Origin of the sequence: Antarctobacter sediminis (genome assembly GCF_019218285.1) — a bacterium.
GTDB classification, from domain to species: domain Bacteria; phylum Pseudomonadota; class Alphaproteobacteria; order Rhodobacterales; family Rhodobacteraceae; genus Antarctobacter; species Antarctobacter sediminis.
This window is the reverse complement of the sequence record NZ_JAHUZG010000001.1, coordinates 453,219-474,670: the sequence shown is the minus strand read 5'-3', so window position 1 is coordinate 474,670 and position 21,452 is coordinate 453,219. Positions and strand designations below refer to the sequence as shown.

Annotated in this window: 23 protein-coding genes; 5 read left to right on the top strand and 18 right to left on the bottom strand. The window is 63.0% G+C overall.

Features of this window, described 5'->3' with window-relative positions:
* Positions 1 to 7 precede the first annotated feature (7 nt).
* The 3 genes from KJP30_RS02275 to KJP30_RS02265 all read right to left on the bottom strand — a co-directional run bounded on the left by KJP30_RS02275 (position 8) and on the right by KJP30_RS02265 (position 2,684).
* Positions 8 to 904, bottom strand: a complete 897-nt coding sequence (locus KJP30_RS02275) for a DMT family transporter (protein WP_218447382.1) — start codon at positions 902 to 904, stop codon at positions 8 to 10.
* Positions 901 to 1,959, bottom strand: coding sequence for a DUF6902 family protein (locus KJP30_RS02270; protein ID WP_218447380.1), 1,059 nt, complete (start codon positions 1,957 to 1,959; stop codon positions 901 to 903). The genes KJP30_RS02275 and KJP30_RS02270 overlap by 4 nt, the downstream gene beginning before the upstream one ends.
* Positions 1,960 to 2,024: 65 nt before the next feature.
* Positions 2,025 to 2,684, bottom strand: coding sequence for a DUF6749 family protein (locus KJP30_RS02265; protein WP_218447379.1), 660 nt, complete (start codon positions 2,682 to 2,684; stop codon positions 2,025 to 2,027).
* 412 nt (positions 2,685 to 3,096) lie between these two features.
* Here KJP30_RS02265 and xth point away from each other — a divergent pair, with 412 nt between their 5' ends.
* From xth to KJP30_RS02245, 4 genes are all read left to right on the top strand, one after another.
* A complete protein-coding gene (gene xth / locus KJP30_RS02260) occupies positions 3,097 to 3,879 on the top strand; it encodes an exodeoxyribonuclease III (RefSeq protein ID WP_218447377.1) in 783 nt (260 codons plus the stop codon).
* A gap of 102 nt (positions 3,880 to 3,981) precedes the next feature.
* Entirely contained in the window at positions 3,982 to 4,218 is a 237-nt protein-coding gene (locus tag KJP30_RS02255; protein ID WP_218447375.1) for a BolA/IbaG family iron-sulfur metabolism protein, read from the top strand.
* Positions 4,219 to 4,363: 145 nt separating this feature from the next.
* Positions 4,364 to 4,726, top strand: coding sequence for a Grx4 family monothiol glutaredoxin (gene grxD, locus KJP30_RS02250; RefSeq protein ID WP_218447373.1), 363 nt, complete (start codon positions 4,364 to 4,366; stop codon positions 4,724 to 4,726).
* Between the two features lie 88 nt (positions 4,727 to 4,814).
* Positions 4,815 to 5,504, top strand: a complete 690-nt coding sequence (locus tag KJP30_RS02245) for a hypothetical protein (RefSeq protein WP_218447372.1) — start codon at positions 4,815 to 4,817, stop codon at positions 5,502 to 5,504.
* Between the two features lie 9 nt (positions 5,505 to 5,513).
* Here the strand turns inward: KJP30_RS02245 and KJP30_RS02240 are convergent, their stop codons facing one another.
* On the bottom strand, positions 5,514 to 5,915 hold the full coding sequence (locus KJP30_RS02240; protein ID WP_218447371.1) for a cell division protein ZapA: 402 nt from the start codon (positions 5,913 to 5,915) through the stop codon (positions 5,514 to 5,516).
* Complete coding sequence (locus tag KJP30_RS02235; protein ID WP_218447370.1) at positions 5,912 to 6,748, bottom strand: colicin transporter; 837 nt, start codon at positions 6,746 to 6,748, stop codon at positions 5,912 to 5,914. The genes KJP30_RS02240 and KJP30_RS02235 overlap by 4 nt, the downstream gene beginning before the upstream one ends.
* Positions 6,749 to 6,992: 244 nt before the next feature.
* Between KJP30_RS02235 and tkt the strand changes: the two genes are divergently transcribed.
* The gene (gene tkt, locus KJP30_RS02230) at positions 6,993 to 9,011 is read left to right on the top strand and encodes a transketolase (protein ID WP_218447368.1); all 2,019 of its coding nucleotides are present in this window, start codon (positions 6,993 to 6,995) and stop codon (positions 9,009 to 9,011) included.
* A gap of 74 nt (positions 9,012 to 9,085) precedes the next feature.
* Here tkt and lpxB read toward each other — a convergent pair whose 3' ends face one another.
* The 13 genes from lpxB to KJP30_RS02170 all read right to left on the bottom strand — a co-directional run bounded on the left by lpxB (position 9,086) and on the right by KJP30_RS02170 (position 21,415).
* Positions 9,086 to 10,246, bottom strand: coding sequence for a lipid-A-disaccharide synthase (gene lpxB / locus KJP30_RS02225; RefSeq protein ID WP_218447366.1), 1,161 nt, complete (start codon positions 10,244 to 10,246; stop codon positions 9,086 to 9,088).
* Complete coding sequence (locus KJP30_RS02220) at positions 10,246 to 11,034, bottom strand: LpxI family protein (RefSeq protein WP_218447364.1); 789 nt, start codon at positions 11,032 to 11,034, stop codon at positions 10,246 to 10,248. Before KJP30_RS02220 ends, lpxB begins: the two co-directional genes overlap by 1 nt.
* Positions 11,035 to 11,041: 7 nt before the next feature.
* Positions 11,042 to 11,830, bottom strand: coding sequence for an acyl-ACP--UDP-N-acetylglucosamine O-acyltransferase (gene lpxA / locus KJP30_RS02215; protein WP_218447362.1), 789 nt, complete (start codon positions 11,828 to 11,830; stop codon positions 11,042 to 11,044).
* On the bottom strand, positions 11,827 to 12,288 hold the full coding sequence (fabZ, locus tag KJP30_RS02210; protein WP_218447361.1) for a 3-hydroxyacyl-ACP dehydratase FabZ: 462 nt from the start codon (positions 12,286 to 12,288) through the stop codon (positions 11,827 to 11,829). The genes lpxA and fabZ overlap by 4 nt, the downstream gene beginning before the upstream one ends.
* 66 nt (positions 12,289 to 12,354) lie before the next feature.
* Positions 12,355 to 12,957 (bottom strand): OmpH/Skp family outer membrane protein, encoded by a 603-nt coding sequence (locus KJP30_RS02205; protein ID WP_218447359.1) that lies wholly within the window; start codon positions 12,955 to 12,957, stop codon positions 12,355 to 12,357.
* Positions 12,958 to 12,964: 7 nt separating this feature from the next.
* Positions 12,965 to 15,331: an outer membrane protein assembly factor BamA gene (bamA, locus tag KJP30_RS02200; protein ID WP_218447358.1), complete on the bottom strand. Its 2,367-nt coding sequence runs from the start codon at positions 15,329 to 15,331 to the stop codon at positions 12,965 to 12,967.
* A 103-nt stretch (positions 15,332 to 15,434) separates the two neighbouring features.
* Positions 15,435 to 15,566: a hypothetical protein gene (locus KJP30_RS25005; protein ID WP_255564378.1), complete on the bottom strand. Its 132-nt coding sequence runs from the start codon at positions 15,564 to 15,566 to the stop codon at positions 15,435 to 15,437.
* An 84-nt stretch (positions 15,567 to 15,650) separates the two neighbouring features.
* Entirely contained in the window at positions 15,651 to 16,994 is a 1,344-nt protein-coding gene (rseP, locus tag KJP30_RS02195; RefSeq protein ID WP_218447356.1) for an RIP metalloprotease RseP, read from the bottom strand.
* A gap of 20 nt (positions 16,995 to 17,014) precedes the next feature.
* Positions 17,015 to 18,181, bottom strand: a complete 1,167-nt coding sequence (gene dxr / locus KJP30_RS02190; protein WP_218447353.1) for a 1-deoxy-D-xylulose-5-phosphate reductoisomerase — start codon at positions 18,179 to 18,181, stop codon at positions 17,015 to 17,017.
* On the bottom strand, positions 18,178 to 18,960 hold the full coding sequence (locus KJP30_RS02185) for a phosphatidate cytidylyltransferase (RefSeq protein WP_218447352.1): 783 nt from the start codon (positions 18,958 to 18,960) through the stop codon (positions 18,178 to 18,180). Before KJP30_RS02185 ends, dxr begins: the two co-directional genes overlap by 4 nt.
* A complete protein-coding gene (gene uppS / locus KJP30_RS02180; protein ID WP_218447351.1) occupies positions 18,957 to 19,682 on the bottom strand; it encodes an undecaprenyl pyrophosphate synthase in 726 nt (241 codons plus the stop codon). The genes KJP30_RS02185 and uppS overlap by 4 nt, the downstream gene beginning before the upstream one ends.
* Before the next feature lie 256 nt (positions 19,683 to 19,938).
* Positions 19,939 to 20,499, bottom strand: a complete 561-nt coding sequence (gene frr, locus KJP30_RS02175; RefSeq protein ID WP_218447349.1) for a ribosome recycling factor — start codon at positions 20,497 to 20,499, stop codon at positions 19,939 to 19,941.
* 127 nt (positions 20,500 to 20,626) lie between these two features.
* A complete protein-coding gene (locus KJP30_RS02170; RefSeq protein ID WP_218447347.1) occupies positions 20,627 to 21,415 on the bottom strand; it encodes a class II aldolase/adducin family protein in 789 nt (262 codons plus the stop codon).
* Positions 21,416 to 21,452 lie beyond the last annotated feature (37 nt).

Sequence of the window (21,452 nt, the reverse complement as noted above, 5' to 3'; positions counted from 1 at the left end):
TATGTGGTCATTCCGCCGGGATGACCTTGGGCCGGGTCAGGTGCTCTTCCAGCACCAGCCACATGCCCGAACCAACCACCAACATGACCCCCACCCAGGTGCCCAGCGTCGGGACTTCGCCGAAGGCAAGGAAACCGATCGCCACCATCCAGACGAATTGCAGGTTCATCAGCGGCGTGGCCACATAGGCGGGCAACAGGCGCAGGGCCTCGGCCACAACGTAGCGGGCGGCGAACAGTGCAGCCGCATAGGCGGTGACCCACGCCATGTCGGTCAGGCTCATCGGTTTCCACACGAAGGGCAGCGCCAGAGACATGGCCACCATCAGCGCGGCGTTGGGCCAGAAAACCTGTGCCAGCGGTGCGCGTTCGACCTTGGCAATCACGCGTGCGGCCAGCATGGATGCGCAACCGGTCACCGCCGCCAGCAAGGCCCAAGCGTGGCCTGCCTGCGCGCCGGACAGGCCGCCGGGCATCAGGAACAGAACGCCGCCGGCCCCTACGGCCAAGGCTGCCCATGCCATCGGCCGCGGTGTTTCGCCCAACACCGGCCCGGACAGCGCTGCCGCGATCAGCGGGATCAGCCCAATGAAAAGAAAGACATCGGCGAAAGGCAACAGGCGGAACGCCTGAAAGAAGGCGACCGAGGCAATGACCGTCAGGACGGACCGGATGAACATCGCCTTTTTTGACCGGATGCGCAGGCCGGGCCCCTGCCCGTTCGACCGCGCACCTGCCAGCGCAAAGGCCATGACCAAGGCCGAGGACAGAACAAAAAGCTGCGGTGCCGCATATCCGCCGGCGATGAACTTGGTGATCCCGTCCGCCGCGGCCATCATGCCGGTATAGACAAAGATCAGTGCCGCGCCCAAAGTTGCGCCGGACAGGGTCAACAGCCGGGTCATGCGCGACCTGCCCGGGCAAAGCCCTCGAAATAGGCATCGAACAGGGCGCTGGACTGCGAGGCGATGCTGAGCACGTCGCGTGCTTCGGGCGACAGCGCAGGTTCCATGCGCGGACGCATCCTGTCCCAATCGCCCGAGCGGTGATCCAGACCGTAAATCGCCTGGCTCAGTTCCCGCAGTACGGTCTGGGCACGGGCTCCGCGTTCGAACCGCAGCCGGTCGTCGCGCAAGGCTTTGCGAAACAGAGGTGCCCCGGTAACGGCCTGATGCCAATTGCAGACGAGGTATTCGTGATAATCGTCGTTAACCGAGGCAGAAACATCCGCAATCACGCCATAGGCGGCGGTTTCGCCTTCCAGCCAGGCGGTCCAAACACCCGGCGGCACCTCACCGCAATAACGCAACGCGATGCAGATCTCGGCCAGCAGGTCGGCATTCTGGTCCAGAAAGGCGGTCAACCCAGCGAAATGCAGGCTCTGGATCGCCTCGGATGGCAGACCGGGATCGCGACGACCGTATTCCGACAGGTAATAGACGATATGCGTCAGCTCATAAGCGGCTTTCTTGTTCGGCAACGCAAAGGTCTTGGTCCGCGAACAGAACTCCCGCAGCCGGTCGTTCAGCCCCGCATCGCGGACCGGATCGACGCCGCGCCGGGTCATCAATCGGCGCGCTTCGGCACGTTGCAGATCTGACAGTTCCGCTTCGGCAAGGCCTTCGCGGGCGGCGAAATCGACCATCTTCTGGGCCTGATCGCCGGGCATCCCCAGATCTTCGAGGTCCAGCGCGAGCGACAGGATGAAACGATAATATTGCGGAAAGAACTCCAGCCTCTGCACAGCCTGAGCGTAGAAGGCGGCGTGGCGGGCCAGCGCCTCGGGGGCGACGGCCTGTCCGGTGCATTCGAGAATGTTCAGCAGTTCCGCGTTTTCCTTCAGCCAGAACACGTCGTCACCGTGACGGCGATGGTCGGCGAAGGCTCCCAGAAGCGCGGTGATCCGCGCTTCCAGGGGGGCTATCCGGGTCGGGACGGTCAGTTGGATGATATTGCTCATCGCTTGGGTCTCCTCTGTCGCTTGGCAGAGCGTTCCCCGCCCCGCCCGGGTATCAGTGTCGTGGATCAGGCGCGTGCCGGGCCGGACCAGCTGGTGAAGGCCTGAACATTGTCACCGGTTTCGACGTCACCCGCGGCGGGACCGGACCACGAGGTGAAAGCTTCGACATTATCGCCTGCGTCACGGTCGCCCGCTGCGGGACCCGACCACGAAGTGAAGGCCTGAACGTTGTCGCCGCGTTCGATGTCACCAGCCGCCGGGCCGGACCACGAGGTGAAAGCCTCGACATTATCACCTGCGTCACGGTCGCCCGCTGCCGGACCCGACCACGAAGTGAAGGCCTGAACATTGTCGCCGCGTTCGATGTCACCAGCCGCCGGGCCGGACCACGAGGTGAAAGCCTCGACATTATCGCCTGCGTCACGGTCGCCCGCTGCCGGACCCGACCACGAAGTGAAGGCTTCGACATTTGCGCCGTTTTCCATCTGACCTGTTGCCGGACCCGACCAGGACGTGAAAGCTTCGACAGCATCACCCGCTTCGCGCGTGCCGGTCGCCGGACCGGACCAGGATGTGTAGGCTTCGACGCAGGCACCCGAGAACAGGTCGCCTTCGGCAGGACCCGACCACGAGGTGAAGGCTTCGACGGCCTCGCCAGCGAAGGCGCTCGTTTCCGGCTTGGAAACGATTTCTTCAGAGGTGTGCAGCTTGATGAGGGCAGTCATGGGATCGCTCCTTTTTCAGGTTGAGCAGCTATGCCCTTGAAATCTGCACGTAAAAATAGTTTGCAAAAAAGTTAATTCTTGTTAAGGTTGTTTAAGAGAAAGTTTATCCACAATTCCGATTCGCGCAGCGGTTTCGGAAGGTGAGACAATACGGGTTATCCACAGAAACAAAATTCTTGTGGATAAACTCAGAGTTTGCAGCGCAACGGCACTTTGCAAACCAGCAAACCCTCGAATCATCCCCGAATCATGCGAGTTCCAGTGGGTCGTTTGTGACAGGCTTTTCGCTGTTAAGTTGCAAGGATGACTCAATGCTCAACCAGTCTGATACAATTTAGGGCTTTGTTGACGCGCTTGACCGTCAGCCCCTGTCCTGCAATCCATGAACCCCGGACCGTCAGGAGAACGCCGCATGAAGATCGCCACATTCAACATCAACGGCATCAAGGCCCGCCTTCCCGCGGTGCTGGACTGGCTGGACGAGGCGCAACCCGACGTGGTCCTGTGTCAGGAAATCAAATCGGTGGACGAGAATTTCCCCCGCGAGCCCTTCGAAGATCGCGGTTACAACGTGGAAACCCACGGTCAGAAAAGCTTTAACGGTGTCGCCATCCTGTCCAAACGGCCACTGGAAGACGTGCGGCGCGGCCTGCCCGGCGACGACAGTGACGAACAGGCCCGTTGGATCGAGGCCACTGTCATGGGCGACACGCAGGCGGTGCGCATCTGTGGGTTGTACCTGCCCAATGGCAACCCGGCACCCGGCCCGAAATACGACTACAAGCTGGCTTGGATGGACCGGCTGGAGGCCCGCGCCCGCGACCTGATGGCCAGCGAAATGCCCGCGCTGATGGCAGGCGATTACAACGTAATCCCCCAGGCCCAAGACGCCGCACGCCCCGAACTATGGACCGAAGATGCGCTGTTCCGCCCGGAAACCCGGGCCGCCTTTCGCCGGATTCTCAACCTTGGCTTTACCGAGGCGTTCCGCGCCCGCAACCAGACCCCCGGCTACTACAGCTTTTGGGACTATCAGGCCGGCGCATGGGAAAAGAACAACGGTATCCGCATCGACCATCTTTTGCTGACACCAGCCGCGGCGGACCTGATGACAGAATGCCAGATCGACGCCGCCATTCGCGGACGCGAGAAACCTTCGGACCATGTGCCCGTCTGGATCGAGCTCGCCGCCTGAGGGCGGATCGGATCATTTCGGGCACTCGGCCGCAGCCGCCTTGCACGTCCCCGGATGGCACACTAATTTTGTCGAATACAACCAACGCGCGGAGACGCATACATGCCGATGTACGCCCAGGAAATCGAGGATCTGCTGCGCCAGTCTTTCCCTGATGCCAAGATCACCGTCGACGGAGAGGACGGGGTCCACATGTCTGCCATGGTTGTCGACGAAAGCTTTCGCGGCAAGAACCGTGTCCAGCAGCAGCGCGCGGTCTATGCGGCGCTGAAGGGCAAGATGGACGGCCCCGACGGGGCGCTGCACGCGCTGGCGCTGACCACCAAGGCCCCGGACTGAGGCAGGCAGCGCGGCATCGCCCGCCCCCTGTGACAGACGGAAACGGCACAAGGGCCGGGACGCTCGCTATCCCGACCTTACATGGACGAGATGAACAGCGGCCTCGGCGCGGGATGCGCCGCAGGGTCGCGGAACGGAGAAAGAAATGACAGACGCGAACAGCAAGATCCAGGAGACCGTCGACGCCAATGACGTCGTGCTCTTCATGAAGGGCAACAAGACCATGCCCCAATGCGGCTTTTCCAGCCGCGTGGCCGGTGTACTGAACTACATGGGCGTGGATTATGCCGATGTGAACGTGCTGGCCGATGACGCGCTGCGCCAGGGGATCAAGGACTTTTCGGACTGGCCCACCATTCCGCAGCTTTACGTGAAGGGCGAATTTGTCGGTGGCTGCGACATCGTCACCGAAATGACCCTTTCGGGAGAATTGGACCAGTTGTTCGACGACAAGGGCGTCGCTTACAACAAGGATGCTGCGGACAAGATCCGCGAAGCCAACGCCTGAACCACGTCGACGACGTGCAAGACCGAACGGGCGGGATCTTCCTGCCCGTTTTTTTTATTTGAACCTTTGCGCCTAGCGGAGATTTTTCATGGATTACCTCGCCGCCGCCGTTCTGATCCTTGCCTCTTTCGCGGGCACCGGTCTGATTGCCTTTGCCATCCGCAGCAGCCACAAACGGCGGGACGCGATGAAGGCCATGGCCGCTCAGAACGGGTGGCAGTTCCGCTATGAGCCGCAAAGCGGCGGGCGCGGCAGTCGCACGCTTATCTCGGACCCCGATGAAGGTTGGGAAGTCACCCTGTATTTCCGATCAAACAGCGCCAAAGGCGGCTCGTGGACCAGTTGGTCGCAATTCGATCAGCCCCGTTTGGCGCTTTCCGATGGCATGGCCCTGCTCGGCCCCGACATTCCCGCCAAGACCGCCGCAATGGCGGATATGATGATGGAAAAGATGGGGTCCGGCAATTTCATGCGAATGATGCTGAACAAGATGACCGGCGGTTTGGGTGATGAGGCGGCGGAGCTGCGATCGGTTGCCGGACCCGGGGCCGGTACGCTCTTTGCCACTCCCGGCACCGAAGATGCGTTGGACGGCCTGCGTGACGCTCCGGAACTGGCGGCAGCCCGGCAAGGCCGCAACGAGGCGCAGCATCCTATCGTATCGCGCAATCGTCATGGGCTGAGGATCCGCTACAAGCACCTGTTGCGACGCCCCGATGAACTGGCGGAGTTCATTGCGCTTGGCCGCGCGCTGAGCGCGCGCCTGTCGCAGGATTAACCCGGGCCCTCAGCCCGATTTCGCCTCGTCGAAACTATTGGCCAATGCCTCGGCACGGGCGGCGATCTCCGCCAGCGCGTCGGTGACGTCATTCGGGATCACCGGCACCTCGACCTTTTCGGGATCCGGCGCGGGTTTGGCCTTCAACTCGGCAAGCTCGCTCTCCGCGGCTTTCAGCTTGTCCTGTGCCTCGCGCAGTCGTTCCTCAAGACCGGCTGTCTTGTCCGCCAGCATCAGGCCCGCCATCAGCAGCATCCGCGCCTCGGGCATACGGCCGATCTGGGTCACAAGCACCTGTGCCTCGGTGTCCAGCAACTGGGCCGCGGACAAGAGATATTGCTCCTCCCCCTGCTGGCAGGCAACCTCAAAGCTGCGGCCACCGATCTTGATCTCGACCTCCATCTGGCTCATCCCTGCATCTCCCCTTCGGCGGCGTCGGCCAGCAGCGGGGTCAGTGCCCCGATCACGGCGGTCGCCTCGGCGGCTTCGGCGGCCCTTGCGGCGCGCAGCGCCTCCAGCTCGGCCTGTAGTCCGCGATTGATCAATTCCGGATCGCCAACACCCTGAGCATTGGCTTCGCGCAGCGCCGCATTGGTCGTGACCAGTTCATCATTGGCGGCGCGCAGTTTCTGCAACTCGGCATCCAGCGCGGCCAGCGTCTCGGGCTTTGGCGCTTCTGCCGGTGCGGCGGCGCTGACCTCTTCCAGCCGGGCGCGGAGCACGCGCAGGCGTTCTTCCAGCTGGGCGTTTGCCATTTTCTCGTCTTCCAGCGCCTCTTCAAGCGCGGCAACATCAGGGGGCGCCCCCTCGGTGACAGGTGCCGTCTGCGCCTCGGCTTCGGCCCCGGCCTCGGCACGGGCGCGTTCCAGCGCCTCTTCGGCCTCGGCCCGGATGGCGGCGATGGCCGCTGTCCTGTCTGCCTCGGCCTGTTCGCGTAGTGCGGCCAAAGCCGCATCCCTTTCGGTATCGGCCTCATGCCTTAGCGCAACCAATGCTGCCTCACGCTCGGCTTCGGCGCGCTCCGCTGCCTCCGCGACAGCAGCATCGCGGTCGATCTCCGCCTGATCCCGCGCGGCGGCCAGTGCCTCCTGCGCTTCGGCCAAGGCCTGTTCCGCTGCCTCGGCCCGGCCCCGCAGGGCGTCGAAATCCGGAGAGACCGGGGTCGCGCCGATCCCGTCAATTCCCTGTCCGATACGGTCCAGCGCACGTGTGATGCGCGCCTGCAAGTCCTCGATCTGGCTCATTCTGCCCTGCTTCGTCCTCTTGCCCGGTGCCGCGCCCTTGGTCGCGCCGCTCCTCTTTCCGGGACGGAACGAATCGTTCCACACCCGACCGGGGAAAGTTTAACAAGCGAAAAAGGAAATTGCGCCCCCTTATCTTCCAAGGCCTTAGAGGACGGCCTTCACGCGCGTTGCGGCGCTTGGCTTGCACTTCGCCGCTGGACTGCTATTGACGCCCGCAAACCCCCAGCCAGAGGAACGAAACCCGGTGGATATCCAAGAGCTTCGCACCCGCAATCCCGACCACTGGATGCGCGCCACCGCCATCCGCGCGCTTGCGCTGGATGCCGTCGCCGCGGCCAATTCCGGCCACTCCGGCATGCCCATCGGCATGGCCGACGTTGCCACGGTTCTGTATTCCAAGCACCTGAAATTCGATGCCAGCCGCCCCGACTGGGCCGACCGCGACCGGTTCATCCTGTCGGCGGGCCATGGCTCGATGCTGCTTTACGCGCTGCTCTACCTGTCGGGCGATCCGGAAATCACGCTGGAGCAGGTCAAGAACTTCCGCCAGCTGGGCGCCAAGACCGCCGGCCACCCGGAAAACTTCCTTGCCAAGGCAATCGAAACCACCACAGGCCCGCTGGGTCAGGGCATCGCCAATTCGGTCGGCTTCGCCATCGCCGAAGAGGCGCTGCGCGCCCGGTTTGGCAAGAAGCTGGTCGACCACCACACCTATGTGATCGCCGGTGACGGATGCCTGATGGAAGGCGTCAGCCAAGAGGCCATCGGCCTTGCCGGTCGCTATGAACTGGGCCACCTGATCGTCTTCTGGGACAACAACGACATCACCATCGACGGCAAGGTTTCGCTGTCGGACCGCACCGATCAGGTCGCGCGCTTCAAGGCGTCGGGCTGGCACGTGCAGGAAATCGACGGCCACGACCCCGAGGCCATCGACGCCGCCATTGCCGAGGCCAAGAAAACCGCGCAGCCCTCGATGATCGCCTGCAAGACGCATATCGCGCTTGGCCACGCGGCGCAGGACACCTCCAAGGGTCACGGTGCGCTGACCAACGAGGAACAGAACGATGCGGCCAAGACCGCGTGGGGCTGGACCTCGGCTCCCTTCGACATTCCGGCGGACATCAAGTCCTGGTGGGAAGAGGTCGGATCGCGCGGCGCGGCCGAGCGTGAAGCATGGAACGCCCGTTTTGCCGAGGCCAGCGCCTCGCGCCAGAAGGAATTCACCCGCGTCATGGACGGCGAGGCCCCGAAAAAGCTCTCGGCCGTGATCAAAGCGCTGAAAAAGCAGATCTCGGAAAACGCCCCCAAGGTCGCGACCCGCAAGGCCAGCGAAATGGCTCTGGAAGTCATCAACCCGGTGATGCCGGAAACCATGGGCGGTTCCGCCGACCTGACCGGTTCCAACAACACGCTGACCGGTGACATGGGTGTCTTTGACACCGACAACCGCAAAGGCCGCTACATCTACTGGGGCATTCGTGAACACGGCATGTCCTCGGCGATGAACGGCATGGCGCTGCATGGCGGCATCCGCCCCTACGGCGGTACTTTCATGGCCTTCACCGACTACGCCCGCCCGCCGATGCGGCTGGCCGCGCTGATGAAGGTTCCGACGGTCTTTGTCATGACCCATGACTCGATCGGCCTTGGCGAAGACGGCCCGACCCATCAGCCGGTCGAACACGTAGCGATCAGCCGCGCAACGCCGAACACGCTGGTCTTCCGCCCCGCCGACGCGGTGGAAACCGCCGAAGCCTGGGAAATCGCGCTGCGCCAGACGGCGACACCTTCGGTTCTTTCGCTGACCCGTCAGGGCCTGCCCACCGTACGGACCGAGCACAAGAACGCCAACCTGACCGAGAAAGGCGCCTATGTGCTGGCCGAGGCCGAGGGCAAGCGTCAGGCGATCCTGATGGCAACCGGTTCCGAGGTTTCCATCGCGCTGAAGGCCCGCGACCTGCTGCAAGCCGAAGGCATCGGCACCCGCGTTGTCTCCATGCCCTGCTGGGAACTGTTCGAGGCACAGGACGAAGCTTACCGCCGCCGTGTCCTGCCGCCCGCCGGTCCGGTGCGTGTGGCTGTCGAGGCAGGCGTCCGCATGGGTTGGGACCGCTGGCTCTGCGGTGAGCGCGGCAATGCCAAGAAGGCCGGTTTCGTGGGCATGGACAGCTTTGGCGCCTCGGCTCCGGCAAATGTTCTTTACGATCACTTTGGCATCACCGCCGAAGCGGTGGCCGAAAAGGTCAAGGCGCTGCTCTGAGCCGCGCCTTCCAGACACAAGACAAAAGGGCCGGAAACGCAGGTTTCCGGCCCTTCTTTTTTGGTCTGCGCCTCTCAGTTGAGGGTCTTGCCCTCGGGCAGCCGGTTCAACACTGCCCGGGCGGCCCTTAATCCCGGTCGTTCGCCCCCCCGGCCCAGCCGCTCCATGGTCAGTGTCATGGCCTCTTGTTGCGCCTCGGGAGCGTCCAGCACCCTGCCAACCGCCTCGGCAATCGGGGTCGGCTGGCACTTGGCGCCGATGAACTCGGGCACGGCGCGGGTTTCCGAGACAAGACTGACCAGCGTCACAGAGTCGACCAGCAACATCCGCCCGATGATCTGCCGGCTGAGCCAGCTCATGTCATAGGCTATGACCATCGGCGTCCCGGCTGCCGCCAGTTCCAGCGATACGGTGCCAGAGGCCGCGATGGCCACGTCCGCCGCACGGAAAGCCGCGCGTTTTTCCAGACCCTCGGGATCTTCGGCCGGATCGATCACCAACGGGTTGCCCGGCCAGTTTGCCACTGCCTCGCGCACCGTTGCGGCAACCGGGCGGGCCGCGGGCACCACCAGCCGCAGATCCGGCCGCCGGGCCAAGAGCTGATTTGCCACCTCGGCAAAGATCGGCAACAGGCGTGCGACCTCTGACCGCCGCGATCCGGGCAAGACCAGCGCCATCTCTCCGCCGATGCCATGACGGGCACGGAAATCTGCGGCCTCTTCCTGCGTGGCCTGCGGTTCTGTCACAACCGGATGCCCGACAAAATCGCAGGCGATCCCGGCGGCTTCCATATATGGCGGCTCGAACGGCAAGAGCGCCAGCACCTGATCCACATGCGCCGCCATCTTTTGCGCGCGTTTGGGCCGCCATGCCCAGACCGTCGGCGCGACATAGTGGACCACCCGCACATCAGAGACCGCCTTGACCAAACGCGCCACGCGCAGCGAAAATTCGGGCAGATCAACGGTGATCAGCACATCAGGCCGTTCGGCCACAACCGCGTCCGCCGTTTGCCGGATACGCGCCTTGAGGTGGCGATATTCCTTGAGGATCTCGGTGATGCCCATGATGCTGATTTCATCCATGGGAAACAGGCTGTCCAGCCCTTCGGCAATCATCAACGGGCCACCGACACCGCGAAAGGTAACGCCCGGCACAAGCTCTTTGAGACCGGCCATCAGGGCGGCGCCAAGACGGTCGCCCGACGGTTCGCCCGCTGTGATGAAAACCTCCATCAGGCTCCCCTTTCGCGTATCCACAAAAACAGGCCGCTTGCCTCCAGCCGGGCCAGAACTTGCGGCTGATCCAGCACCATGACGCCCTGCGACTCGACCACGATCCCGGCCAGACCTGCCGCCGCCGCGCCTTCGGCAGTCTGAAGCCCGATCACCGGCAGGTCGGCGCGCCGCTCCTGACCCGGTTTGGGGGCTTTGTACAGCACGCCGCCGCGCGCCTCTGGCCCCAATCCTCGCAGCATGGCATCGGTGCCTGCCTCGGTTTCGCGGGCGATCACCTGACCATCGCGGACAACGCAGGCCTGCCCAAGATCGCGCCGGGCCTGCTCACCTGACACCCGGTCGCCCAAGCGCGCTGCCTCAGTCGCGGCGTCATCCGGCCGGGCGCGCGTCGGCACGCCCGCCGCAGGCAGCAAGGATGGCGCCAGTTCATGCGCCGCCAGCACGGTGAAACCCGCACCTTCGAGGATATCAATCGCAATACGCAATGCGCCGTCATCGCCACGCTTCAGCGCGCGCAGGATCCGTGGCACGAGCGGCAGGGTGCGCAACCCGATGCGCCGCAGCGACGGGTTTGGCCGGTCCACGGACCCGCAAAGACAGACACGGGTGACGCCCCTGGACCGCAGCCATGCCAGAAAGCCGCCCAGCCGTTCGATACAGAACAGGTGTTCGGCCTCAACATGGTCCGGCGGGCAATGGTCCAGACCGCAGATCAGGACCGGTTCGCCCGCGGCGCCGGCCACGGCGGCGGGCAAAGCCCCCCGCCCGGCGATCAGGGCCAGCATCTCGGCCTTACCCCGGCGTCAGGAAGTGGCGGTCACTGTCGCCAAGGATGAAATCCACGATTTCGCGCACATAGTCGCTTTGTGTTTCATCCCGAAGCCGCTTGGCGCGGTCGGCAAAAGCGCCCTCACCCTGGGCCAGCATCTGGAAGGCGGCGCGCAGCGCCGTGATGTCCGACCGGGCCACGCCGCGCCGCTTGAGCCCGACAAGGTTCAACCCGTCCAGCTTGCCACGCGGAGCCTGCACAAGGCCGTAGGGGATCACGTCATTGGTGACCATGGTCACCGCGCCGATGATCGCCCCGCGCCCGATGCGCACCCATTGATGCACACCCGACAGGCCGCCGATGATGACATCATCCTCGATCACGCAATGTCCTGCCAGCGCCGCATTGTTCACAAGGATGACGTTGTTGCCGACCTGCGCGTCATGGGCCACGTGACAGCCCGCCATGAACAAACCGTCGTCACCCACGCGGGTGACGCCGCCACCGCCTTCGGTGCCGCTGTTCATGGTGACATGTTCGCGGATGCGGTTGCGCGCACCGATCACCAGTCGTGTCTTTTCGCCTTTGAACTTGAGATCCTGCGGGATCTCACCGATCACGGCAAACGGAAAGACAACCGTTTCGGCACCGATTTCGGTCTGTCCTGTCACCACTACATGGCTTTTCAGTTCGACCCGCTCGGCAAGGACGACTTCGGGGCCAACGTGGCAAAAGGGACCGATCTGGCAGCCCTCACCAATGACCGCGCCCTCTTCGACGACGGCAGAGGGATGGATCACGGTCTGGGTCAAGACGGCAGGTCCATCATCGCGGTGAACTCAGCCTCGGCGGCCATCTCACCTTCGACCTCGGCGACGCCGCCGAACTTCCAGACCTTGCCACCGGGTTTGCCGCGCAACGTGGTCAGTTTCATCATCAACTGGTCGCCAGGCACCACCTTGCGGCGGAACTTGCACTTGTCGATGGACATGAAATAGACCTTCATTTCTTTGTCGGCCATATCCAGCGCGGTGCCCACCATGACGGCGGCGGTCTGAGCCATGGCCTCGACAATAGTCACGCCCGGCATGATCGGCAGGCCGGGAAAGTGACCCTGAAAATGCGGTTCATTCATGGTGACGTTCTTGATGCCGGTCGCCGTTTGCGTGCCGTCGATGTCGATCACCCGGTCCACCAGCAGAAAGGGATAGCGGTGCGGAAGGATGCGCTGGATCAGCTGGATATCCGCGCTGAGAAGCGTGTCAGTCATGGCAAGCGGCCTTTCGTATTTTGGGCTAACCCCTAGCAATGGCAGCGCGCAGGGGCAAGCGCGGCGTCAGTCCTGCGGATCTGGCGTCTCTGGCTTGGGCGTGGGATCTGGGTCTGCCGGCGTTCCGTCGCCGATCTGCGCATCGATCAGCGCAATGGCCCGTTCGGTGACGTCGATTGTATCGGCCGCCACAAAGACGGTGCGCCGCTCAAGGATCAAGACCGCACCCGCCTCACGCAGCAAACCTTCGAGCACCGGTTGAGCCACTCCAAGGAAACGGCGGCGGGCGTCTTCGGTCTGCGAACCCAAGGCACGCGCCTTGGCATCTTGTTCATCGCGCAGCGTCTGGACCTTTTCGTCGAAGGCGTCGGCCAGCTTGCGGAATTCGTCCGGCGCAAGAGTGGGTCGCAGGTCCGTCAGCTTGCGCTCTTCCTCGATCAGCTCTGCTTCGATCTTGCGGTTCTCCGCGGCGATGGCGCGCCCCTGCTGCTCGATCTCGGCATTTACGCGACGACCAAAAGCGCTTTCCGAGAAAACGCGTTCAAAGTCGATCACAAGGATAGGAGATTGGCGCACGCCGGTGGCAAAGGGGCCACCCTGCCCCTGAGCCACGGCTGCGGCGCCCCAAAGCGCCAGCAGCAAGACAGCAAACCGAAGGGCCAGACGCACGCCTGCCTCAGAATTGGCTGGAGATCGTCAGGTTGAAGTTCTGCGGCTCGTCCCATTTGTTCTTCTTCACCGCTTCGGTGAAGTTCAGACGCAAAGGACCGATGGCGCTGCGCCAGAAGATCGAGAAGCCGACAACATGTCGTGCCTCAAACCCGGTGGAAACCAACGTTCCGGTCGCTTTGCTCTTGGTCGAGTCGCTAAGCCCCCAGACCGAGCCGACGTCGTAGAACAGGCCACCGGTAATGCCGTATTCCTCAGGCAGGCCAAGCGGGAATTCCGCCTCGAACCGCGCCACGGCGTAATAGTTGCCGCCCAGCGAGTCATCAAAGCCGGTGCCGACTTCGCGCGGGCCGATCCCGCCAGTGGTAAAGCCGCGCATGATGTCCGGACCGATCAGGAACCGGTCGGTGACGCGGGCATCACCCTTGGAGTAGCTCAGCGCGCCGCCTTCGATCGAGGCCCGCAGGGTGACCTCTTCGTTCCAGACCAGCGTCTGTGCGATGGCCTTGGCCGAGGTTTTCACAAAGGTCGTATCGCCGCCAAGCCCTGCAAAATCCTGTCCGAATTCGAACCGGTAGCGGGTGTTGGGGTTCAGACCCTTCGCCTGCGTGTCGAAGATGTAGGTATACCCCAGCGAGCTGTCAAAACGCTCACCCTCGGCGATTTCCGAGGTGATGATGCCGCCGACGGTCGAGTCCGCATTGCGGATGTCACCATAGTCCAGCGTATAGCGCAGTTGCAGCCGTGCCTGTTCGGCAACGGGGAATTCGAGGAAGGGTTTGAACACCCCCGTCACCGTATCGAAATCGGCGTTGTCATTGTCGGTTTCGTTGTACCCAAGGACAAAGCCCAGCGACAGGTCGCGGCCAAACAGGCCCGGTTCGACGAAGGACAGCCCGTATTGCTGTGCATCGGCGGCCGTGTTGATCTTGAAGCTGAAGGACTGACCGCGGCCGAGGAAGTTACGCTCGGAGAAGGAGAAGGCCGCGCCAAGACCGTTCTCTGTCGAGTAGGAGCCACCAAAGCTGATCGAGCCGGTGGGCTTTTCCTCGACGTCGACGTCGACAACAACCTGCTGCGGGCTGGAACCTTCACGCGCCTCGACGTCTGCCTTGTTGAAGAAGCCAAGGGCCCGGATCCGTTCGGCGCTTTCGCGGATGGCGCGCGGGTTGAACGGGTCGCCTTCGACAACCTCGAACTGGCGGCGGATCACCCGGTCCAGTGTCGTGGTATTGCCTTCAATATCGATGCGTTCGATGAAGATACGCTCACCACGCACCAGCTGGAATTCAACATCCAGCGTCAGATCCCGGTCATTGCGGGTGACGCGCGGTTCGACGCGCACAAAGTTCAGACCAAGGTTGATCGCCAGTTTCTCAAGCCGGGCAATCTCGTTCTCGACCAGCGTCGGAGAATAGACCTTGCCGCTTTTCAGGCGCACCTTGCTGGCGAAGAGTTCAGAGTCCACGTCCGACAGGTCGGAGGTGACGCTGACATCGCCAAATTTGAACTGCTGGCCTTCCTCGACGTTGAAGGTCACGAAATAGGCGTCGCGTTCCTGGCTCAACTCGGCGTTGACGCCGGTGATCCGAAAATCGACATAGCCGCGGGCCGAGTAGAAATCGCGCAGCAACTGTTTGTCGAACTCAACGCGATCCTCGATGAAGGTATCCTTGCGGATCACCGCGCGCAGCAGGCCCGCCTGTTTGGTGTCCAGCACGCGACGCAGGCGGCGGTCCGAATATTTGCCGTTCCCGACAAAGCCGATGCGCTCCACTTCGGCGGTGCCGCCTTCGAAGACTTCAAAGACCAGATCGACACGGTTGTCGCTGCGGCGGATCACCTTGGGCGAGACACGCGCGGCAAGACGGCCCTGCACTTCGTAGGCCTGGCTGATCGCAAGGGCGTCGGCCTCGGCCACACGCGGGCTGAAGACGCGGCGCGACTGCGATTGGATCGCACGGGCCAGATCCTCATCCTTGATGCGGCGGTTGCCTTCGAAAACGATGCGGTTGATCGTCGGATATTCCACGACGCGGATGGTCAGACGCGACCCTTGCGGGATGATCTCGACGGTCTCGAACAGACCGGAGCCAAGGATGCGCTGGTAAGCGTCATTCAGTTCCGCGGCAGACACGCGCTGTCCGCGCGCGATTCCCGCGTAGGACAGGATCGTGCCCGGTTCGACCCGGCGATTGCCCTCGATATTGACGGAGTTGAAGACAAAGGCTTGCGCGTAGGCAACCTCGGGGATGGTGGCCACCCCTGCCCCCATCGCGACCGCAAAGCTCAGGCAAACCGCCCGAGTCGCATTCGCAACGTTGTAAACTCGTGCTCCACCCAGCGCTTTACGCGCGGAAATGACCTTTGCCATTTTCGCAATCCACTTTGACATCCCGGAGTCGTGAGTATCGGGAATGCCCCTGCTTGTCAAAAGCTCGGAAGCGCGAATTTGGCCGACTGTCGCCTGTCAGCGACTAGTGCAGGACAGAGCCCAGCCAGCCCCCGAAAAACAAGGCGAAGACGATGGTGCAGATATACAGCAGCCGGTCCCAGTTGATGGTGACCAGCAGGCTCATGCTTCGGTATCCCGCTTGAATCGCAGTCATGGAATCGGTCCTCGGTTGCGTTTGCACCCACGGGTATGACCGGTGATTCAGGCAGGAGTTGGGCGGGAGACCGCCCGCATTGTGTCAGGGGCAGAACAGATCGTTCGAAAGCGCGAAGACCATCAAGGACAGGACAACAGTCAGCCCGATGGACATCAAAACCTTGAGAGCGCGATCGCTGGGCGGACGGCCCGACACGGCCTCGTAGGCGTAGAACACAAGGTGGCCGCCGTCCAGAACCGGTACGGGAAAGAGGTTAAGAAGCCCCACAGCCGTGGAGAGAACGGCAATGAACCAGATAAAATTCGCGGTGCCCTGGCTGGCCATGTCGCCGCTGGTTTCCGCGATTCCGATGGGGCCGGACAGGTTGCACGTGCTGATTGCGCCCGTAGCCATGTGCCAAAGACCCGACAAGGATCCTTCGATGATGCGGCCAACCTGCGCCACACCGCCCAAAAGCGCAGACCCGATCCCCGCAGTTTCCGTCGCAGGGTCAAAGGCCACGCCGCCCACGATGCCGATTCGGTAGAAGGTCTGAAATCCGCCATCCGCCTGCGGTTCATCCACCCGGCGCGGCGTCATTTCCTTGTCCAGCACCTCGCCATCGCGCCACACGGTCAATTGCAGCGTCGCGCCCTCGGACCCTTCGACCCGTTCCTTCAGTTCTTCAAAGGCAAAGATCGGTGTTCCATCGACGGCGGTGATGACATCGCCGGATTTCAGCCCGGCGTCACCCGCGGCCGAACGCGGCGCGATCTGGGTGGCGATTGGCGGATAGGTGTAAGGGCCGGCAACGGTGATCTCACTGCCGTCGCGACGCACGGTATAGTCCAGCTGTGCCTGATGCGGCAGGCCGTCAAAAAAGGCCTGCATCGCCGAACCCTGGTCGGCGGCGGGCAGCGGCGTGCCCTCGATGGCCAGAATCGTGTCACCCGGGCGCAATTCCTGTTCCACCGGCAGCGGGCGCAGTTCACCCACGGTCAGCGGTTCGGTCATTTCGCCCCGGAACATAATGACACCGGCAAAGATCAGGATCGACAGAACGAAGTTGAACACCGGCCCCGCCGCAACTGTCGCTGCACGCGCCCAAAGCGGCGCCCCTGCCATGGTTGTGCGCCGTTCGTCGTCGTCGAGCCCGTCCATCGCGTCCTCGTCGATCCCGCCCGAGGCATTGGCATCGCCGCGAAACTTCACGTAGCCGCCGAAGGGAATCGCGGCGAGCTGCCATTTGGTGCCGTCGCGGTCCATCCGCGACCAGATCACCGGACCGAAGCCCAGCGAAAACACCTCGGGGAAGATCCCGGTCTTTTTGCCGACGATATAGTGGCCATATTCATGGACGGCGATGATCACCGACAGCGCGACGACGAAGAACACGACGGTCCAAAGTGCGCCACCGAATTGCGGGATCAAAGTCGTCGGGTCCAAGCTGCCACTCCACTCAATTCTTATTCTGACATGACCGCACGGGCCTCTTGCCGTGCGAGATGGTCTGCCGCGATGACCATATCAAGGGTAATCCCGGCAGCATTATGGCTCGCCTGGGACGAAAGCCGGGTCAGCACCTCTTCGACGACGCCGGCCATGCGCGGAAAGGTAATCCGCCCAGCGATGAAGGCATCCAGCGCGGATTCCTTGGCGGCGTTGAACACCGCGCCCATCAATCCGCCCGCCTGCATGACCTCGCGCGCCAGCCGCAAGGCCGGCCAGCGGGTTTCACAAGGGGCGCGGAACGAAAGCTGGCCCAGCTTCACAAGGTCCAGACGCTCGACCGGCAGCGCCCTGCGCGCCGGGTAATGCAGCGCAAAGCCGATGGCGTGACGCATGTCGGGCGGTCCCACATGCGCCATCAAGGCGCCGTCGTTGAACCCCACCAGCGCGTGGATCATCGATTCCGGGTGCACGACGGTCTCGATCTTCTCAGGGTCCAGCCCAAAGAATTCGCGCGTTTCGATCAGTTCCAACGCCTTGTTGAACATCGACGCACTGTCGATGGTGATCCGTTGCCCCATCGCCCAGTTGGGATGGGTGGCCGCCTGTTGCGGCGTGGCCTTTTCCAGATCCTCCACCGGCCAGTCCCGGAATGCCCCGCCAGACGCGGTGATGATGACACGCTCGACGGCTGTCAGATCCTCACCGATCAAGGCCTGAAAGACGGCGGAATGCTCGCTGTCCACGGGCAAAAGCCGCGCTTTGTTTTCCCGTGCTGTCGCCAGCATCAGGGGGCCCGCGCAGACCATGCTTTCCTTGTTGGCCAGTGCCAGCGTCGCCCCTTGTTGCAGGGCGCGCAATCCGGGTTCCAGCCCGGCCGCGCCGACAATGGCGGACATGACCCAATCCGCGGGCCGTGTCGCTGCCTCGACCAAGGCGGTGCGACCGGCTGCCACCTCGACCCCGCTGCCCGCCAGCGCGGCCCGCAGATCCTCCAGCCGGTCCTCATGGGCAGTCACGGCCAGACCCGCACCAAGGGCCCGCGCATCCCGCGCCAATTGGTCGATATTGGCACCGCCGGTCAGGGCAACCACCTCATAGGCGTCACGGTCGCGGGCAATCAGGTCGATGGTGCTTTGCCCGATCGACCCTGTGGCGCCAAAGATAGAGATGCGTCGGCTCATAAGTCGAAAACCAGCACGAAGAACACGAGGGGCAGCGAGGCACCCACCACGCCGTCAAGCCGGTCGAGAAAACCGCCGTGGCCGGGGATCAGGTTGGAACTGTCCTTGACCCCCGCCCTGCGTTTCAGCGCACTTTCGGTGATGTCGCCCATCTGCGAGGCAAAGCTGAGCGCCAGCGCCACGAGGACAAATCCGAAAGGCGCGCGGAACCACAGCACAAGGACGATGGCCAACAAACCGGCAGCGGCCCAACCGGCCACGATTCCGGCCCATGTCTTGTTGGGGCTGACCGAAGGCCAGAACTTGCGCCCGCCGATGGATTTCCCGGCAAAATACCCGGCGATGTCGGTCAATGCCACCAGCACCACCAGCAGCAGCACCATGGACAGCGGCACGCCGACACAGATGCTGCCTGTCAGAACCACCGCAAAGCCATAGCCAACCGTCAACAACCGGTCGCGCCGCACAATCAGCCCAAGGCACAGGGCGACAACGGCGGCCATGACCGCGGCGCTGCCCAGATCGGTCCCGCCCCAAGGCGCCGCGATCCCCCGTGCCGATCCAAAGATCAGCAGCGCCACGATCACACCCAGCACCACCGGCAAACCCGGGTGGCGCGGTCCGACCATCCGGGTCAGTTCCCAGATCATCAGGCCGGTCACGACAGATGCCCAAAGGGCAAAGCCCAACGGCCCCGAGACCGCCGCCAGCGTCGTGATCCCGATCAGGACAATCGCCGACAGGATCCTGGCTCGCAGATCGCGCCAGCGTCCTTTCATGCTTTGACGGCACCATATCGACGGTCACGCCCACCAAAGGCCGCGCATAGCCGCCCCAGTTCTTCCGGGGTGAAATCCGGCCAGAGCGTGTCGATGAACTCGTATTCCGCATAGGCTGACTGCCAAAGCAGAAAGTTCGAGATCCGTGCCTCGCCACTTGTGCGGATCACAAGGTCAGGATCCGGCAGCACGTGTGTATCAAGGTATTTCGGCAGGGTTTCGACGTCGATGCCTTCAGGGTCCAGCTTGCCGTCCCGCACATCCATCGCAAGCCGCTGGGCGGCGCGCGCCACCTCGTCCCGGCCGCCATAATTCAGCGCGATGGTCAGGTTGACGCCGGTGCAATGTTTGGTGAAATCCTCGGCCTCGTCCATCAGCGCGCGCAGTTTCGCATCCAGCCGCGGGCGGTCTCCGATGAAACGAACGCGGACGTTTTCCTTCACGAAGGCCTGCATCTCTTTCATGATATACCGGCGGAACAGGCTCATCAGCCCGGCCACTTCGACCTGCGTGCGCTTCCAGTTCTCGGTCGAGAAGGCAAAGATGGTCAGGTATTTCACCCCGTAGTCCGGGCAGGCTTCGACCACTTCGCGCACGCGCCGCGCGCCGGCATGGTGACCAAACAACCGCGGACGGCCGCGCATCGTCGCCCAGCGGCCGTTGCCGTCCATGATGATGGCAACATGTCTGGGTCCCGAAGTTTCCATCATCGGTCTGGCCATCAAATTCCCTTCCAAGGCGAAATGCGAGCGCTCACGTTCCTAGATCAACATGTTTGCCAATCCAAAGCAAAGGTATCGGCGGGTGCTTAATCCAATCTTCCCCGCCGGGAAAGGCAAGAACGCGGCAATGGCGGTGCATTGCCGTGGCAGGCCCGCCGCGCGGGCCCGCGTCTATCGATAATTGCAAGCGGCGGCAGGCCTGCCCGCACCGCCTTTCCCAACGGGCGCACGCGCAAGGCGTGCGCGGTCCCGGGAATTACACCTGCATGATCTCTTCTTGTTTGGTTTCCAGCGCTTCGTCCACCTTCTTGATGTAGGTGTCGGTCAGCTCCTGCACTTCGCTTTCCCAAAGCTTGGCGTCATCCTCGGACATGCTGTCCTTGTGTTTCTTGATCTGCTCCATGCCGTCGCGGCGCACGTTGCGGATCGAAACGCGGGCGTGTTCGGCATATTGGCCCGCCACTTTGCCCAGTTCGCGCCGGCGTTCCTCGTTCAGTTCGGGGATCGGCAGCATGATGATGGTGCCGTTCAACTGCGGATTGATGCCAAGGCCCGACTCGCGGATCGCCTTTTCCACCTTGCCCACCAGTCCCTTGTCCCAGACGTTGATCGTCACCATGCGCGGTTCCGGCACGTTCACGGTGCCAACCTGGTTGATCGGGGTCATCTGGCCGTAGGCATCCACCTGCACCGGTTCCAGCATCGAGGCCGAGGCACGGCCTGTCCGCAACGAAGCGAATTCGGTGCGCAGATTGGACATCGCGCCTTCCATGCGGCGCGTAAGATCGTCGGTATCGAGTTCGAAGTCTTCGGACATCGGTGGCCCCTTGTTGATGCTGCGTGCTCGGGAAGCACTGGTTATCCCGACCTTTACCGCAGATCAATCCGACTTGACCAGATGGCGCGGCGCGGGTCTGTGCCCGCGCCAGCCCTGTTGCCCTCTGTCATCCAAGGTAGGCGGGGCTCTCGACGTCCAGCCGCCGCCGGATCGCGGCCCATTCCAGCGCGCCTTCGTAGCCGTACCAGTCGCTTACCGCCATATCCGCAAGGTGGCGCTGCTGTTCGGCCTCGGGGATCGTGCGGACCGTCGCGCCGCCTGCCGCCGATTTCTGGACCTCCAGTTGCACGGCACAGGCCTGATCCAGATAAAAACTGCGGAAAAACGCCTCGCCCGCGTCGCGACCAAAGACAAAGGCCCCGTGCCATGCTTCGACGATCATCTTCTTGTCCCGGCCCGCTTTCAGCAGGCCCGTGAGGAAATCATCGGTGCATTCGAACTCGTAGTCGGTATAGCCGATCACGTCCCCGCCGCCGATCATCAGGTAAGCCTGACTATAGGGGCCGACCCCTTCGGCCTGCGCGCTGACCCCCATGATCGCCTTGGTATGAATGTGCATGATGCAGTTCATCGTTGGATCGGCCTCGAAGAAAAGTTTGCCGATCTCGGTGGCCGAGGGGTTGGGTTCGCCGTTTTCCGGGGTGTGGTTCACCCGGTCGAACCCGACCTTGATGAGATTCGAAGCCGTCACCTCTTCGTGCATCCAACCATAGTGATGGGTCAGCAGCGCGTCTTCGCCGGGCACCCGCATGGCGTGCCACTGGTTGGTGACATCGGTCAGCCGGTATTTCACCAGCGCGTGATAGATCGCCGCCAGCTCTTGTCGCGCCTCCCATTCCGCATCAGAGCAATTGGCCGGGCGCTGGCCTGTCGGCATCGGGGTCTGGATGTTCATCTGGGCTCTCCTGTTGGTCCGCTGGGCGCAGGATGTC

Coding starts and splice junctions, on each gene's coding strand:
- uppS (WP_218447351.1), bottom strand. CDS start 19,682: ATGGCCAGACCGATGATGGAAACTTCGGGACCCAGACATGTTGCCATC.
- KJP30_RS02245 (WP_218447372.1), top strand. CDS start 4,815: ATGGATTACCTCGCCGCCGCCGTTCTGATCCTTGCCTCTTTCGCGGGC.
- fabZ (WP_218447361.1), bottom strand. CDS start 12,288: ATGACTGACACGCTTCTCAGCGCGGATATCCAGCTGATCCAGCGCATC.
- KJP30_RS02270 (WP_218447380.1), bottom strand. CDS start 1,959: ATGAGCAATATCATCCAACTGACCGTCCCGACCCGGATAGCCCCCCTG.
- KJP30_RS02170 (WP_218447347.1), bottom strand. CDS start 21,415: ATGAACATCCAGACCCCGATGCCGACAGGCCAGCGCCCGGCCAATTGC.
- frr (WP_218447349.1), bottom strand. CDS start 20,499: ATGTCCGAAGACTTCGAACTCGATACCGACGATCTTACGCGCCGCATG.
- xth (WP_218447377.1), top strand. CDS start 3,097: ATGAAGATCGCCACATTCAACATCAACGGCATCAAGGCCCGCCTTCCC.
- KJP30_RS25005 (WP_255564378.1), bottom strand. CDS start 15,566: ATGACTGCGATTCAAGCGGGATACCGAAGCATGAGCCTGCTGGTCACC.
- bamA (WP_218447358.1), bottom strand. CDS start 15,331: ATGGCAAAGGTCATTTCCGCGCGTAAAGCGCTGGGTGGAGCACGAGTT.
- grxD (WP_218447373.1), top strand. CDS start 4,364: ATGACAGACGCGAACAGCAAGATCCAGGAGACCGTCGACGCCAATGAC.
- KJP30_RS02235 (WP_218447370.1), bottom strand. CDS start 6,748: ATGAGCCAGATCGAGGACTTGCAGGCGCGCATCACACGTGCGCTGGAC.
- KJP30_RS02265 (WP_218447379.1), bottom strand. CDS start 2,684: ATGACTGCCCTCATCAAGCTGCACACCTCTGAAGAAATCGTTTCCAAG.
- KJP30_RS02255 (WP_218447375.1), top strand. CDS start 3,982: ATGCCGATGTACGCCCAGGAAATCGAGGATCTGCTGCGCCAGTCTTTC.
- lpxB (WP_218447366.1), bottom strand. CDS start 10,246: ATGGAGGTTTTCATCACAGCGGGCGAACCGTCGGGCGACCGTCTTGGC.
- KJP30_RS02240 (WP_218447371.1), bottom strand. CDS start 5,915: ATGAGCCAGATGGAGGTCGAGATCAAGATCGGTGGCCGCAGCTTTGAG.
- KJP30_RS02220 (WP_218447364.1), bottom strand. CDS start 11,034: ATGCTGGCCCTGATCGCCGGGCGGGGGGCTTTGCCCGCCGCCGTGGCC.
- KJP30_RS02275 (WP_218447382.1), bottom strand. CDS start 904: ATGACCCGGCTGTTGACCCTGTCCGGCGCAACTTTGGGCGCGGCACTG.
- dxr (WP_218447353.1), bottom strand. CDS start 18,181: ATGAGCCGACGCATCTCTATCTTTGGCGCCACAGGGTCGATCGGGCAA.
- KJP30_RS02185 (WP_218447352.1), bottom strand. CDS start 18,960: ATGAAAGGACGCTGGCGCGATCTGCGAGCCAGGATCCTGTCGGCGATT.